The sequence below is a fragment of the Bradyrhizobium sp. URHC0002 genome (assembly GCF_054059515.1).
Map to the genome: position 1 here is coordinate 5,834,057 of NZ_JBSSCF010000001.1, position 13,148 is coordinate 5,847,204.

Here is a 13,148-nt window from a genome sequence, read left to right on the forward strand (position 1 = left end):
CTCAGGACAGCTTGCCGACGGACTTCTCGAGCAGCTCCCACGCCTGGTCGCCATATTTACCTTTCCATTCCCCGTAGAAGCCCGCGGAGCGGAGTTTTTCGCGGAACGGCGCCACGTTGGGCTGGTTGAAGGTCAGGCCCTTGCCGGCCAGTTCCTGCTGCAGCCCGGCATTCAGCTTGGCGACGTCCTCGCGCTCCTTGATGGCCGCCGCGTTGATGTTCTTGGCGACAATCGTCCTGACATCCTCGGGTAGCTTTTCCCAGGCGCGGCGGTTCGCCAGGAACCAGAAGCCGTCCCACATATGGTTGGTCAGCGAACAGAACTTCTGAACTTCATACAGCTTCGCCGTCGAGATGATCGCCAGCGGATTTTCCTGTCCCTCGACTATCTTGGTCTGCAGCGCGGAGTAGACTTCGCTGAAATTGATCGAGGCGGGCGCTGCATCGAATGCCTTGAACATCGACGTCCACAGCGGCGACACCGGCACGCGGATCTTGAAGCCCTTGAGATCTTCCGGGCCGTTGATCGGCTTGGTCGACGCCGTGGTCTGGCGGAAGCCGTTGTCCCAGATCTTGTCCATGACCACGAGATTGGACTTGGTGATCTCGCCACGGATATGGGCGCCCAGGCCCCCGTCCATGGCCTTCCAGACCGTGTCGTAGTCCGGGAACGCAAAGCCGATGCCGCTGATCGACGCCGCCGGCACCAGCGTCGCCAAAATCAGCCCCGACAACGTGAAGAATTCGACGCCGCCCGAACGAATTTGGCTCAGCATGTCGGTATCGGAACCGAGCTGGTTGTTCGGGAAGATCTGCAGGTCGAACCGGCCGTTGGTCTCGGCCTTGATCGCCGCCGCCATCTCCTTGGCCCGGGCGTTCATGGGATGGCCGTCAGGAAGATTATTGGCGTACTTGTAGGTAAATTCGCTCGCCTGGGCCCGCGCCACCAGCGGCGCGCCGATGCCGCCCAAAACCGCTGACGCAGCGGATGCCTTGAGAAGCGTGCGTCGTGAAAAACTCATTGGGTTCTCCCTTGAGGGTTATTGTTCTTGCGATGGACCCGAGGTCGCGAGTCATCAACATACTCGCGCGCTTATTGCAGCGTCCGCACGCGGCGGCAACACAGGCTTTGGCGGATCAGGATTGCTTTGGCCAAACCAACGCCTGTACAGCCGCCAGGCTGGCTTGGTTTGCTAGAAGATTGAGCTAAATATCTGATCTAATTGTACATATAGATATTCCATAATATACCTTATGCGAATCGTGGATGTTCTGGCTGGGGTATGGGGATAGCCGCCCTGCAGCCCGCCAAACGGCAGAACGGCATCCTGATACGCGTAGCCTCAAAGCAGAAATGAAAGCGCCGTCTCGCACCGCTCTTCGATCTTGAGCGCCAGCAGATCATCGGCGCGGGTGCGGCCGATGTTAACCGCTGCGATCGGGATGCCGCGCTGCGCGGCAGCCAGCGCGAAACGGTAGCCGGAATAGACCATCAAGGACGAGCCGACGATCAACATGGCGTCGGCTGCCTCCAACTGCCGCTGAGCCTCCGCTACCTGATCGCGCGGAACACTCTCGCCATAGAACACCACGTCGGGCTTGAGGGTGCCGCCGCAGCATTCGCAAGACGGCACGGCGAAGGCTGAGAAATCCAGTCCGTCGAGATCGGCGTCGCCATCCGGCAGCGCTGCTGCGTCTAGCCGGCCCCATGCCGCGTTAAGCCGGATCAGTTGATCCTGAAAATCGGCACGCCGGATCGCGGTCGAGCAAGCCATGCACCTGACAAGGTCCAGTCGCCCGTGAAGGTCGATGACCTCCCTGCTCCCGGCGGCCTGATGCAAGCGGTCGACGTTCTGCGTAAGGAGCAGTTGGCACCGGCCGTCGGCTTCCAGCCGCACCAGCGCGTGATGTGCATTGTTGGGCTGGGCTTGCCCGAACCGCCGCCAGCCGATCATGCTTCGCGCCCAGTAGCGCTGGCGCGTCTTTTCGTCGGCAATGAACGCCTGAAACCGAACCGGCTGTGTTCGTTTCCAGTCGCCGTTGCCGTCGCGATAGTCGGGAATACCGGAGTTCGTGCTGCAGCCCGCTCCGGTCAGGACGAACAGCCGTTGGTGCCTTTCGACGAAGGTCTCGAGTGCGGAATTTGCCATGCCTGACGGCATCTAGTTCGCCTGCGGCCGCAATGCCAGTGGTGGCTCTGCAGCTAAACACTCAAGGCCGATCAGTCGCCTTCGCGGCAATCGCCTTCAGGGCACCGGTCATCGCGTCGACCACGGGCTTGATGTGGTCTCCGAGCCCATGCCGGCGCGCCAGGTAGGCCGGATCGTTGTAGGACAGAAACGTCCTCCCCGCCTCGTCCTGCCAGACCAGCGCCTTCAGCGGCAGATCTATCCCGATCGTCTGCGCCGCCTGCATCAGCGGTGTGCCGCCTTTGGCCGCGCCGAAGATCAAAAGATCAGTCGGCCGCAGCGGCAGTCCTGCTTCGGCGGCGCCTGCGGCGTGGTCGACGCGCGCAAAGATGGTCATCCCCTTGGCCCTAACCTCGGCCTCCAGGCGCTTCATGGTCTCTTCGGGACCGAAACTGCTTGATACCGTGATCAATCCATCCGCGGACATTGCAGATCCTCCGAGAAACAAGCATCGGAGAGCGATAGCGGCCGTTCGCCGCTATCGCCGCCGCACCGATCAGACCTTTTCCACCTCCCCACCCGCATCGAGCCAGCCCTTGAAGCCGCCGAGATTTCGGACGTTGGAATAGCCCATGTCCTTGAGGGTCTTGCCGACGAGCGCTGAACGTCCGCCTGAGGCGCAATAGGCGACCACGGTCTTGGAACGGTCGAAGGCCTTATCGTGCATCGCCGAGGCCGGATCGGCGCGGAACTCGACGAGGCCGCGCGGCACGGCGACCGCGCCGGGCACCTTGCCGGAGGTTGCCACCTCGGCCGGCTCGCGAACGTCGAGGAACAACACGTCAGCCCTGCCCAGCAATCCCTTGGCTTCGTCCGGGCTGATCCGGGGCACGGCGGCTTCCGCTTCTGCGAGCATCGTTTGAACTGTCTTCATATTGGTTCTCCCTGAAAGGCCCCGATCTATAGTGATTTGGTTTGACCATGATTGATGTCGGTTCGGCTATGTGTCTCACCGATTTATCTGCCTCTGAAATGTGGCTTTCGGCAAGAAGCGCGTCGACGCGCTACTTGTGAGCATCCGAGCCACGCTGGCCGATCCATAAACCTACGCAGCGATGGAGGCCCACGTGCGGGGGCCAACGATGCCATCCGGGACCAGCGCATGGTCACGCTGAAATTGCCTGACCGCAGCCTCCGTAGCCGCGTCGAAAGTCCCATTTGCTGGCACACCAACCTTCGTTTGGATGGTCTCAACCAGCCTTCCGGTGTCACCCCGTCTCAAGGTGGGGCGGTTTGCCGAGTCCGTCGCGGGAATGATTGAATGAGCCGGAGCGGTTCCGGCCATGATCGCACTGACCCGTGATCTAAAATCATCCATATCGAAGGTTGGATCGTTCTTGCGGCCAACCGGTAGAGCGTATTCCTTGTGACCACAGCACATGATTGCATTGGCCCTGATTTTCTTCAGGATCGCCGCAACGCCTCTGCGATAGGCATCCATTTGCACAGCCGGCCAGGGATCGGCCTTCAGCCCGGAAACGAACCCCGTATTCTCAGCTTCGATACCAATAAAATTGGTATTGCCGGTTGATATGCCTTGCCAATTCCCGACTCCGGCGTGATTGCAGCGGCCGGCCGCAACTACAAAATAGGTGCCGTCGCGCCCTAGGCACAGTTGCGCCAGCGGGCCCGGCAGATCCGGCCTTCCGTTTGTCACAACCCCCAAGCTCGGCATATTCCCTGTCTTAGGGCCAGCCGTGTGATGGCAGATTACACCTTTGGTCGGCCCGACGTCGCCGCGGCCTCGAGTCCGCCATCCTGGCTGCTCCGCTACTTTGAGCCCGGCGCCTAAAAGGACTTGTGGTAACCAGGTCAATGAAAAGGCCATCACCCTCTCCTCGCAAGGACGCAAATCCTGCTCGTGGAGCACGCAAAATCGTGCTGCGGCTATGGTCGGCCTTCCACGCCACCTCGGGCGACGGGCAACGCTTCGTCAGGCGTGACTTCGCTGTCGCTGTATTCGACGTCGCAACCGCAATTATCTATGTGATCTTCTTCGTGGACAGGCGAAGCCTTCGCTCTGGCGGAAACCTTTCTGGTCGAGTTTTTGCGCTTGGCTGCCTTGCTGCTGCGGGCTTTCGACTTGGTTGCACGTTTCGCCAATTTTCCCTCCCCGACATCAGGAAGAACACATCGATGAAGAATGAAGAGTGCGAAAAAATTGCGTCTGCACCTTGGTCTCTTCTGGGAGACTAACCTACAGATCGATGATCGTTGCGAGCGCTGGCCAACCAGGCTCTGATCCGAGCGGCCAGCGTCTGATAACCCCGACCGCAGCTACCTTCCCTTAAACCTCGGTTGACGGGCGGGTCTGCTGACACGCTGTCGATGTCCAACCGGTGAAGTCCGTGAGCCACAAGACGGCAGGGACAAAGAGGATGTGTTCAAAAAGGGAGGTTCAAGGTGAAGCGCGCATGCTACTCGAACAGCGCTGCCCTTGCTCAAGTAATATACACAAAACATAGTTTCGATCAAGAGTTGTTCTTTCGGTCTTCCTTCGCCAGTTTCCCGAAACCAAACGCTTCTCGCATCCATTCGAACGCCCTCTGAGCAGTGCGACGTTGTCGCGCTGCGACGAGGACGCATGTCCTCTGAGGACGCTTGTCCTCCAGACAAAGGTGAAATCCATGAACGAACGACAGCCAAGCCGGACCGCCCTCGGCGCAGCAGGATATCGCGCAGCCCATCAGGTACTGGAGGGCGGCAAGGTGTTTTCCGACCCCCTCGCCCGCACCATTCTTGGTGACGGTGCTGACGCCATCATCGCGGGGTTATCCGCAGACCCGGCACAGCAACGCATGCGCATCTTCATGGCGGCGCGCAGCCGTTTTGCCGAGGATTGCCTTGGCGCGGCCGTGTCACGCGGCGTGCGGCAAGCGGTGGTTCTCGGCGCCGGCTTCGATACATTTGCGCTGCGCAATCCCTATTCGGATTTAGGGTTGCGGGTTTTCGAGGTCGATCATCCCGCGACCCAAGCGTGGAAACGAAAGCGTCTGTCGGAGGTCGGCCTCGCTATTCCGGCGTTGCTGACCTTTGCGGCGATCGACTTCGAAAGCGATGATCTCGGTCACGGGCTACGTGATGCCGGCTTAGATCCTGATCGCCCCGCGTTCTTCATCTGGCTTGGCGTCGTCCCCTATCTTGGGCGAGCAGCCATAGCGGCTACGCTGCGTTACATTGCGAGCGTCCCGGAATCCGAGGTGGTGTTCGATTATAGCGAACCGCTGGAGAACTATCCGCCGGAGCGGCGGGCCGAAATCGTCGCGCTCGGGGCCTACACGGCTGAAATCGGTGAACCCTGGCTCAGCTATTTCGATCCCGACGAGATCGCGCAGGTGCTGCGCGGATACGGCTTCGGGGATCTCGAAGACCTCGGCATGTCCCAAATGGCCGTCCGCTATCTGGGCGCGCCCGCCGGCGCCCCCGACAGCGGCCCCGGGGGGCATATGATCCGGGCAGCCCGTACGGCGTAAGGGTTGGGCTGATTGCCCGGTGCGCTCAACAGGCGCACCGGGCGATCTCGCATCAAACTACCGCCCTCTGAACTTCGGCTTGCGTCGCTCCAGGAACGCTGCGACGCCTTCCTTGTGGTCTTCGCTCATGCTTGCAAGCGCAAACTGGTCAACGTCATTGCGTGGTATCCTGACCAGGTCCGCTGCATCCTTCACCATTTCTTGTACGTCGGCTCGGTGCATCCCCCGCAGACCCAGGGAAAGGTCCAATCGGCCGTACGGTTGGCGCTGTCGGGGATGTACCTGCTCCAGGCATCGGCTCGGACCGGATTGATCGACCGCCAAATGATATCGAAGGTCCCGGAAGAGTTTATCTTGCCTATCATGACGGGCTTGGAAAGATGATGATTGGTGTTCATCACAACCTCGAAGCCGCTCGGTGCCTGGATCCTCTGACCGTACATGGCTTGCCGGACCGCATCTATGTCGGTTGTGCCCGCTTGAACGACGGCTTGCGCCCACATCCGGAAGCCAATGAAGGTGGCCTCCATCGGATCATTCGTGGTTTTGTCGTGTTGCTCGTTGAAGTCCGCCCACATTTTTATGAAAGCGTCGTTCTCTGCTGACTTGATCGACTGGAAGTAATTCCAGGCCGCCATGTGCCCGACCGGGAAAATGTCCGCATCAAGCAATTCGCGCTCGCCGATCGAGAAAGCCATCACCGGAATTGCGTTGGCGTCCAGCTGTTGGGCTGCGAGTTCCCTGTAGAGGTACGTGTTTGCATCTCCGTTGACAGTTGAGATGACTGCGGTCTTTTTTCCCTCCGAACCGAAAGCCTTGATCCGCCCGACGATCTCTCGCCATTCGTAATGACCGAACGGCGTATAGATCGTCATGATGTCATCCGGCGACACGCCATCTGCGGCAAGATACGCGGTTAGGATTCGGTTGATCGTGCGCGGGTAGACGTAGTCGGTACCGAGCAGAACCCATCTGCGAACCTTGCCTCCCTCATTGCTGCTCAGATATCGAACGGCCGGAATCGCCTGCTGGTTGGGCGCCGCTCCCGTGTAGAAAATGTTACGCGAGCTTTCTTCACCCTCGTACTGCACGGGGTAGAAGAGCAAGCCGTTCAATTCCTCGAAAATCGGCAGTACGGACTTGCGCGAGGCGGAGGTCCAGCACCCGAACACAACGGCGACCTTATCGTTCGAGAGTAGCTGCCTGGCCTTTTCCGCAAAGAGGTTCCAATCCGACGCGGGATCAACAACGACCGGCTCCAGCTTCCGTCCGAGCAGACCGCCCTTCTTGTTTTGGTCCGCTATCAGCATGAGAACGGTATTCTTGAGCGCCGCCTCGCTGATTGCCATGGTGCCTGACAAGGAATGGAGAATTCCGATTTTGATGGTGTCCTCGCCTGCGTGGGCAGCAGAGACTGCGAGCGTCAGCCACAAGCCGAACAACCTTCGCATCACACCTGGCATCATTGATTTCATGTCGCGGCCCCGATCAGCTCGAAGATGCGGGTTTCCTTCGTCATGCCCTTGGCAATGACCGATTCGAAGGCCTTGAACTGGAAGCAGTGCTGAACCCGCGAATAGACGCCTTCGCTCGCAAGAATGGTGGTCCCAAACTGCTTGTTCAGCCCTTCGAGGCGCGCCGCCAGATTCACCGTATTGCCAAGGGCCGTGTAGTTCATGCGCTCCGTCGACCCCAGATTGCCGACGACGGCCTCCCCCACATGGATGCCGAACCGCGTAAAGAACGGCTTCAGACCCTCGGTTTCAAACTGAGCGTTGAGCTCCTCACATGCCGCCCTGCCCGCAAGAGCTGCCCGGCAGGCCCGCTCGACGTGGTCGGGCTGTGGATTGGGTGCGTTCCAGAACACCATCACTGCGTCGCCAATGAACTTGTCGACCGTTCCGCCTTCGGCGAGGAAGGCCTCCGTAAGCACGGAAAAATATCGCGACGTTTGGTGCATGAGAGTGTCTGGGTCGGCGGACTCTGCGATCGTCGTAAAATCCCGGACGTCGGTGAAAACGACGGTAATCTCCTCTCGAACACCGCCGAGCTCGGTTGAGATGGAATCATCAACGATCCGCTGGACGATCTCCTTGGGAACAAAATGCGCGAACGACCAAATGGCGCGCTGCGCGAGCGCCATTGCACTGCCGAGCTCGTAAATTTCCTTGATGCGCGACGTGACTGACGAGGGATCGGGCGCAGCCAGCGTCTGGAGTTTGACTGCTTGGGCAGTAATGTCTCTCATGGATCGAGACATTCGGCTGCCAAATATCCAAACGACCGGAATAAAAGCGGCGCTAGCGACAATTGCGAGGATCAATCCGGTGAACTGCAGATTCCGAACATCTTGAGCAAAGTCTTCCTGGGCCGCCAGCAACATTATGTTGGCGTCGTACTGCCCACCCAGATTGAATTTTGTCACCCTGAACAAAAAGTCCCGCCCGTGATCGTCACGGACACTTCCGTCGTAGTGGTCGCGACCATCCGACCTGCGCAAGGCTTCCTGCACGACCCCGGAGTTGATTTCCTTGATGGTGGGCAATTGCGGTTGGGATGGATGCGTCATCGCATCGACAACGAATTTTGCAAAATTGGGGTGGGCTATGAGCGCGCCGGTCGAGTCGAAGATCAGGACACTGCCGTGCGGTCCAGGTCGTTGCGCCTGGACGAATTCGCTGAAGCTGTCGAGCTTGAGATCTGCGGCAAGGACGCCAGACGCTTTGCCTCGCAAGGGCGCGCTAACCGTGATCACCGGTGCGCCGATGCTGAATGAAAGATAAGGCGATGAGACCAGCGCTCGGTCGGCTTTTACCGTCTCGCGGTACCAGCTCCGCGTGCGCGCGTCGTATCCGTATTTCCATAGATCAAGCTGCCCGACTTGGTTACCCTGCTGATCTTCGAAAATTCGTCGCATCGGCAGATCGCCACTGGGCGTAGGCCGGACCAAATTGATCGCAATGTTGGCTGCAGGCGTCGCACGCAACCTTCCGCGCTGCTCGTCGCTGAGATCGTCAATGCGCCGTACTTGCAACCAGGCGCCGTTTTCGAAACCTGCATAGACACTATCCATCTGAGGCAGTTCCTGCAGGGCGGCTTTGAATAACGGGATCGCACGGCCGGTCTCGGTTCTTTCATTTGAATCGGCGACACTGGAACTGGTCGCCAGCACATGTACCAGCGACGTCATAGTGGCAAGCTCGGTCCGGAGGCGCCCGAGGGCCTTCGCACTGGTCGCATCCATATAGGCAGACGCGGCTTCGTGCGTGGCCCAACGAAGAGCCAGGACCTGAATTGCGATCAGCAGCACGGCCAGAGCGACGATAAACGCCATCACCGCTAAGGTGAGTGAGCTTCGAAATGTGAACATCCCGCGTGCCCTCCTCGTGAAGGATGCAGCCGGTCAGTCTCTTCGCCGTTCGTTCACGCGCCGCTTCCGCGCATTGCTTCTGTATCGAAATCAGCACCAGGGCTCCCCGGCCCGGCGGGATCGGCCTACCAACGCGGCCGGGAAACCCTTTTCGGATTCCGCACGAAAATCCGAGTAGCTCTTAAAACAAGCCCGGAATGCGGCGGCGGTCTACTCGTGGTTCCGGATTTGCTTAAACCGGCCTTAGAATACGCTTCGGCTAGAACATTGATCTTATTAGAAATTTATCTCCAAAGAATCTCAAAGTCGCCTTGGCGGTAGCGTCACGGCATCCTACCTGCCCTTGAAGCGCGGCTTGCGTCTTTGCAGGAATGCCTCGACGCCTTCCTTGTGGTCTTCGCTCATGCTTGCAAGCGCAAACTGGTCAACGTCCATGTGGCTCGCCAGATCGTCGAGCGCGTGCGCCAGGCGATTGATCGTCAGCTTGGTCATCGCAACTGACAGAGGCGGCTGGGCAGCGACCTTGGCGGCGAGCGCCATCGCGGCGTCGAACGCCTTGCCGGGTTCAGCCACCTCCTCCACCAGCCGCCATTCGTAGGCCTCGGCGGCCGAGATGCGTTGGTCGGCCAGGATCACGGCCTGCTTGGTGCGGGCCGGTCCCATCAGATGCAGCATCCGCGGCACGCTCTGCCAGCTCATGTTCATGCCAAGCCCGATCTCTGGCACGCGCATATGGGCGTCTCTGGCCATCACGCGGAAATCCAGCGCGACCGCCAGCGCCACGCCGCCGCCGACGCAAAAGCCCTCGATGGCACCGATCGTGATCTGTTCCATGTCCTGCCAGGCCCGCGTCAGCCGCGGTCCAAGCTTCAGGTGCCGGCGCAGCGCACCGAGATCCATGGACTTGCGGGACCGGCCTTCCGTATCCTTCAGGTCGAAACCCGCGGTGAACGATTTGGCGCCGCCAGTCAGCACCACGACCGAGGTCGCGCTGTCATCCTCGAAGCTTCGCGCGGCGTCCGTGAGCTGGCGCATCGCCTCCGGCGACATCGCATTGATCCCGTCGCCGCGGTCGAAACGCACCACCGCGATGCGGCCTTCCGGTCCCAGGCCCTTCTCGATCTTTACAAAATCAGCCAACGCACGGCCTCCCTGCCCTTTGATTTTCCGAAACCTTAGCTCAGAAATCGGCCGTCTTGGGAAGCGCCGCAACGCGTTTGAGGGCGGCTTACAGGTGGCCCGTGCGATGGTGCTCAGGCTTGCCGCCGGGCACCGGGAAACGGATCGTGGTGCCGAGCGTGATCCAGTTGGCGTTTTCGCCCGTGATGTTGCGGCCGTAGATCAGGTCGACCGAAAAAATCTCGTTCGGCCGGTAGCGCACCCCGGTTTGGAACCGCGGCTGGACCACGCTCGGCGTATCCGATTGGCCCGCCTGCCCAAAGGCTTCGATGGTCCACTGCAAGGTTTCCGTGAACTTCCAGTCAAAGCCGATGCCGTAGAGCAGATAGTGCCGATCCACGCTGCGGTCCCACAGCCAGCCGCCGTTGACGTTGATGCGCATCGTCTCGCTGAGCCGGTATGTCGCGGGGATCACCGCGAAGGCGCTGCGGTTTTCCCCGGTCAGGGCGTCGAAGGAGCCGCCGGCGTAGATTGAAACGCCGACCTTGCCGATCCCGGTGGGCACAATATTCGTCTTGGCCTTCGGCTGGAGGGTGTTGCTCCATTCGCCATCGCTGCGCGCACGGCTGGTGAACATGCTCAACTCAACAGGCTGGAATGGATTGACCACGCAGGATGGATTGGCGACCGCCATAAAATCGGTGTTGGACGCGGCCGACAGCCAGCTCTCGATCTTGCATGAACCGACTTCGGAAATGTCGGCGGCATCGACTGCATAGGCGCCGTTGGCCGCCCGCGCCTCTCCGGCCGGAAGCCAGGTCAAAATGGCCGCCGCGAGCGCTATTGCCGTCCACCCTGCCCTTCCCATCGGCAAATGCTAGCAGAGTCTCTGCCTCGACATAGCCCGGATTTTGCGCCTATCCTGACGCCATGAGCGACCATGATCACGATCACCACGACCATCATCACCACCACGATCACGACCATTCAGAGTTGTCGGAGACCGAACTGCGCGTGCGCGCGCTGGAATCGATCCTGACCGAGAAGGGCTATGTCGATCCGACGTCCCTCGATCTCCTGATCGATCTCTACGAGAAGAAGATCGGCCCGCGCAACGGCATTCGCGTGGTCGCCAAGGCATGGAGCGATCCGGCCTATCACGCCCGGCTGATGAAGGACGCGACCGCTGCGATCGCCGAACTCGATTATTCCGGCCGCCAGGGCGAGCATATGGTCGTCGTGGAGAACACGCCCGAGCAGCACAACATGGTCGTGTGCACGCTGTGCTCCTGCTACCCGCATCCGGTGCTCGGTCTGCCCCCGGTCTGGTACAAGTCCGCGCCCTACCGCTCGCGCGCCGTGTCCGATCCGCGCGGCGTATTGAAGGATTTCGGCGTGACGCTGCCGGACACCACCAAAATCCGGGTCTGGGATTCCACGGCCGAGATCCGCTACCTCGTGCTGCCGATGCGGCCCGAGGGCACCGACGGCTGGAGCGCCGAGCAGCTCGCCGACCTCGTCACCCGTGACAGCATGATCGGCACGGGCCAGCCGAAACAGCCAGGCGAGACCGCCTGATGGACGGCGCGCACGACATGGGCGGCGCCAAGGGCTTTGGCCCGGTCGTGCCTGAGCCGAACGAGCCGGTGTTTCACGGCGACTGGGAGCGCCGCGCCTTTGCGCTGACGGTCGCAATGGCGCGTCCGGGCGGCTGGAACATCGACATGTCGCGGTTTGCGCGCGAGAACCGACCGCCCGAGGACTATCTCAGCAAGAGTTATTTCCAGATCTGGCTGGCCGGGCTGGAAACGCTGATGATCGAGCGCGGGCTGGTGACGCGCGAGGAGATCGAGGCCGGCAAGGTGCTGTCGCCGCCCAAGCCCGGCGTCACCCCGATCGCTCCAACGGAGGTTACGCCGGCGATCCGGCGCGGTGGCCCGACCGAACGCGAGGCGAAGCGGCCTGCGAGGTTCGCCGTCGGCGAGACCGTGCGGATGAAGGACATCCACCCGGTGACGCATACGCGGTTGCCGCAATATGTCCGCGGACATCTCGGCACCATCGAGCTCAATCACGGCTGTCACGTCTTCCCCGACACCAACTCGCTCGGCAAGGGCGAGGACCCGCAATGGCTCTACACCGTGCGCTTCGACGGGCCGGAATTGTGGGGCAAGGATGCCGACCCGACGCTCAGCGTCTCCGTCGACGCCTGGGAATCCTATCTGGAGCGTGTGTGATGAATCTGACCCCGCAACAGGCGATGCGGGCGGCCGTTGCCGTCCCCGGCGTGCCCCGCGACGAGGACGGCCCGGTATTTCGCGAGCCGTGGGAGGCGCGCGCCTTCGCCATGGCGCTGGCGCTGCACGAGGCCGGCGTCTTCACCTGGAAGGAATGGGCGGAAACGCTCGGCGCGCAGATCAAGCACGCGCAGGCCGCAGGCGATCCCGACACCGGCGAGACCTATTACCGGCACTGGCTCGCCACGCTGGAAACGCTCGTCGCCGCCAAGGGCGTCACCACATCGGATGCCTTGCATCGCTACCGCGACGCCTGGGACCACGCCGCCGACCGCACGCCGCACGGTGCGCCGATCGAGCTGGCGCCGGGAGATTTCGGGTAGCTATTGTTGCGCCGACGGCTCATTGGCTGCGTCGACGCTGTAAGCCAAGAGCGCAGTCAGGATCACGTGCAGGACGACCGCCGGCCACAAGAGGATTCCGGTGAAGGCCCCAGCCAACCCAAGGTAGGCCAGATACACCGTGACCAATACACTGTAGGTCAGCAAGCCTGCGAGTGGCGGACCGGGCCAGCAGGCGATCCCCAAGGCAATCAGCGCCATGCCGGCCACGCGTGCGACAGGCACTGCGACGCCGGCAAGTTGCTCTCCCAGCAACAGCTGGCCGACCAGCCAAGGAGCGATCAACAACGCCACCCCCGTGGCAGCTTCGCTGATAGCTGCAACAGCCAGCGCGTTTTTCACCATCCCACCATTGTTACT

15 protein-coding genes and 1 pseudogene are annotated in these 13,148 nt (G+C 61.0%); 4 read left to right on the forward strand and 12 right to left on the reverse strand.

What is annotated here, in order from left to right; all coding sequences use genetic code 11:
- Position 1 precedes the first annotated feature (1 nt).
- The 6 genes from ACVWVY_RS28520 to ACVWVY_RS28545 all read right to left on the reverse strand — a co-directional run bounded on the left by ACVWVY_RS28520 (position 2) and on the right by ACVWVY_RS28545 (position 4,291).
- The gene (locus ACVWVY_RS28520) at positions 2-1,021 is read right to left on the reverse strand and encodes a TRAP transporter substrate-binding protein (RefSeq protein WP_456629490.1); all 1,020 of its coding nucleotides are present in this window, start codon (positions 1,019-1,021) and stop codon (positions 2-4) included.
- 321 nt (positions 1,022-1,342) lie between these two features.
- A complete protein-coding gene (locus ACVWVY_RS28525; protein WP_456629491.1) occupies positions 1,343-2,149 on the reverse strand; it encodes an NAD-dependent protein deacetylase in 807 nt (268 codons plus the stop codon).
- A 61-nt stretch (positions 2,150-2,210) separates the two neighbouring features.
- Entirely contained in the window at positions 2,211-2,615 is a 405-nt protein-coding gene (locus ACVWVY_RS28530) for a DUF302 domain-containing protein (protein WP_456629492.1), read from the reverse strand.
- Positions 2,616-2,684: 69 nt separating this feature from the next.
- Complete coding sequence (locus tag ACVWVY_RS28535; protein ID WP_456629493.1) at positions 2,685-3,062, reverse strand: rhodanese-like domain-containing protein; 378 nt, start codon at positions 3,060-3,062, stop codon at positions 2,685-2,687.
- Positions 3,063-3,233: 171 nt separating this feature from the next.
- A complete protein-coding gene (locus ACVWVY_RS28540) occupies positions 3,234-4,016 on the reverse strand; it encodes a peptidoglycan recognition protein family protein (protein WP_456629494.1) in 783 nt (260 codons plus the stop codon).
- Positions 4,017-4,075: 59 nt separating this feature from the next.
- Positions 4,076-4,291 (reverse strand): hypothetical protein, encoded by a 216-nt coding sequence (locus ACVWVY_RS28545; RefSeq protein WP_456629495.1) that lies wholly within the window; start codon positions 4,289-4,291, stop codon positions 4,076-4,078.
- Positions 4,292-4,815: 524 nt separating this feature from the next.
- Between ACVWVY_RS28545 and ACVWVY_RS28550 the strand changes: the two genes are divergently transcribed.
- A complete protein-coding gene (locus ACVWVY_RS28550; RefSeq protein WP_456629496.1) occupies positions 4,816-5,661 on the forward strand; it encodes a class I SAM-dependent methyltransferase in 846 nt (281 codons plus the stop codon).
- 57 nt (positions 5,662-5,718) lie between these two features.
- Here the strand turns inward: ACVWVY_RS28550 and ACVWVY_RS28555 are convergent.
- The 5 genes and pseudogenes from ACVWVY_RS28555 to ACVWVY_RS28575 all read right to left on the reverse strand — a co-directional run.
- Positions 5,719-5,817 (reverse strand): annotated as a pseudogene (locus tag ACVWVY_RS28555) (enoyl-CoA hydratase/isomerase family protein); the annotation flags it as partial.
- A 35-nt stretch (positions 5,818-5,852) separates the two neighbouring features.
- A complete protein-coding gene (gene urtA, locus ACVWVY_RS28560; RefSeq protein ID WP_456629497.1) occupies positions 5,853-7,136 on the reverse strand; it encodes an urea ABC transporter substrate-binding protein in 1,284 nt (427 codons plus the stop codon).
- Positions 7,133-9,031 carry an adenylate/guanylate cyclase domain-containing protein gene (locus ACVWVY_RS28565; RefSeq protein WP_456629498.1) on the reverse strand — a complete coding sequence of 633 codons (1,899 nt, stop codon included), beginning with the start codon at positions 9,029-9,031 and terminating at the stop codon, positions 7,133-7,135. Before ACVWVY_RS28565 ends, urtA begins: the two co-directional genes overlap by 4 nt.
- Before the next feature lie 333 nt (positions 9,032-9,364).
- Positions 9,365-10,171, reverse strand: coding sequence for an enoyl-CoA hydratase/isomerase family protein (locus ACVWVY_RS28570; RefSeq protein ID WP_456629499.1), 807 nt, complete (start codon positions 10,169-10,171; stop codon positions 9,365-9,367).
- Positions 10,172-10,259: 88 nt separating this feature from the next.
- On the reverse strand, positions 10,260-11,018 hold the full coding sequence (locus ACVWVY_RS28575; protein ID WP_456629500.1) for a hypothetical protein: 759 nt from the start codon (positions 11,016-11,018) through the stop codon (positions 10,260-10,262).
- 62 nt (positions 11,019-11,080) lie between these two features.
- On the opposite strand from ACVWVY_RS28575, the gene nthA reads away from it, so the two are divergent.
- From nthA to ACVWVY_RS28590, 3 genes are read left to right on the forward strand one after another with little or no spacing between them, the layout of a single operon-like run.
- Positions 11,081-11,728: a nitrile hydratase subunit alpha gene (nthA, locus tag ACVWVY_RS28580; RefSeq protein WP_456629501.1), complete on the forward strand. Its 648-nt coding sequence runs from the start codon at positions 11,081-11,083 to the stop codon at positions 11,726-11,728.
- On the forward strand, positions 11,728-12,387 hold the full coding sequence (nthB, locus tag ACVWVY_RS28585) for a nitrile hydratase subunit beta (protein WP_456629502.1): 660 nt from the start codon (positions 11,728-11,730) through the stop codon (positions 12,385-12,387). The genes nthA and nthB overlap by 1 nt, the downstream gene beginning before the upstream one ends.
- Positions 12,387-12,770 (forward strand): nitrile hydratase accessory protein, encoded by a 384-nt coding sequence (locus ACVWVY_RS28590; RefSeq protein ID WP_456629503.1) that lies wholly within the window; start codon positions 12,387-12,389, stop codon positions 12,768-12,770. Before nthB ends, ACVWVY_RS28590 begins: the two co-directional genes overlap by 1 nt.
- On the opposite strand, the gene ACVWVY_RS28595 is transcribed toward ACVWVY_RS28590, so the two are convergent.
- A complete protein-coding gene (locus ACVWVY_RS28595) occupies positions 12,771-13,130 on the reverse strand; it encodes a hypothetical protein (protein ID WP_456629504.1) in 360 nt (119 codons plus the stop codon).
- Between the last annotated feature and the right edge of the window lie 18 nt (positions 13,131-13,148).

Coding starts and splice junctions, on each gene's coding strand:
- ACVWVY_RS28520 (WP_456629490.1), bottom strand. CDS start 1,021: ATGAGTTTTTCACGACGCACGCTTCTCAAGGCATCCGCTGCGTCAGCG.
- ACVWVY_RS28525 (WP_456629491.1), bottom strand. CDS start 2,149: ATGGCAAATTCCGCACTCGAGACCTTCGTCGAAAGGCACCAACGGCTG.
- ACVWVY_RS28530 (WP_456629492.1), bottom strand. CDS start 2,615: ATGTCCGCGGATGGATTGATCACGGTATCAAGCAGTTTCGGTCCCGAA.
- ACVWVY_RS28535 (WP_456629493.1), bottom strand. CDS start 3,062: ATGAAGACAGTTCAAACGATGCTCGCAGAAGCGGAAGCCGCCGTGCCC.
- ACVWVY_RS28540 (WP_456629494.1), bottom strand. CDS start 4,016: ATGGCCTTTTCATTGACCTGGTTACCACAAGTCCTTTTAGGCGCCGGG.
- ACVWVY_RS28550 (WP_456629496.1), top strand. CDS start 4,816: ATGAACGAACGACAGCCAAGCCGGACCGCCCTCGGCGCAGCAGGATAT.
- urtA (WP_456629497.1), bottom strand. CDS start 7,136: ATGAAATCAATGATGCCAGGTGTGATGCGAAGGTTGTTCGGCTTGTGG.
- ACVWVY_RS28565 (WP_456629498.1), bottom strand. CDS start 9,031: ATGTTCACATTTCGAAGCTCACTCACCTTAGCGGTGATGGCGTTTATC.
- ACVWVY_RS28575 (WP_456629500.1), bottom strand. CDS start 11,018: ATGGGAAGGGCAGGGTGGACGGCAATAGCGCTCGCGGCGGCCATTTTG.
- nthA (WP_456629501.1), top strand. CDS start 11,081: ATGAGCGACCATGATCACGATCACCACGACCATCATCACCACCACGAT.
- nthB (WP_456629502.1), top strand. CDS start 11,728: ATGGACGGCGCGCACGACATGGGCGGCGCCAAGGGCTTTGGCCCGGTC.
- ACVWVY_RS28590 (WP_456629503.1), top strand. CDS start 12,387: ATGAATCTGACCCCGCAACAGGCGATGCGGGCGGCCGTTGCCGTCCCC.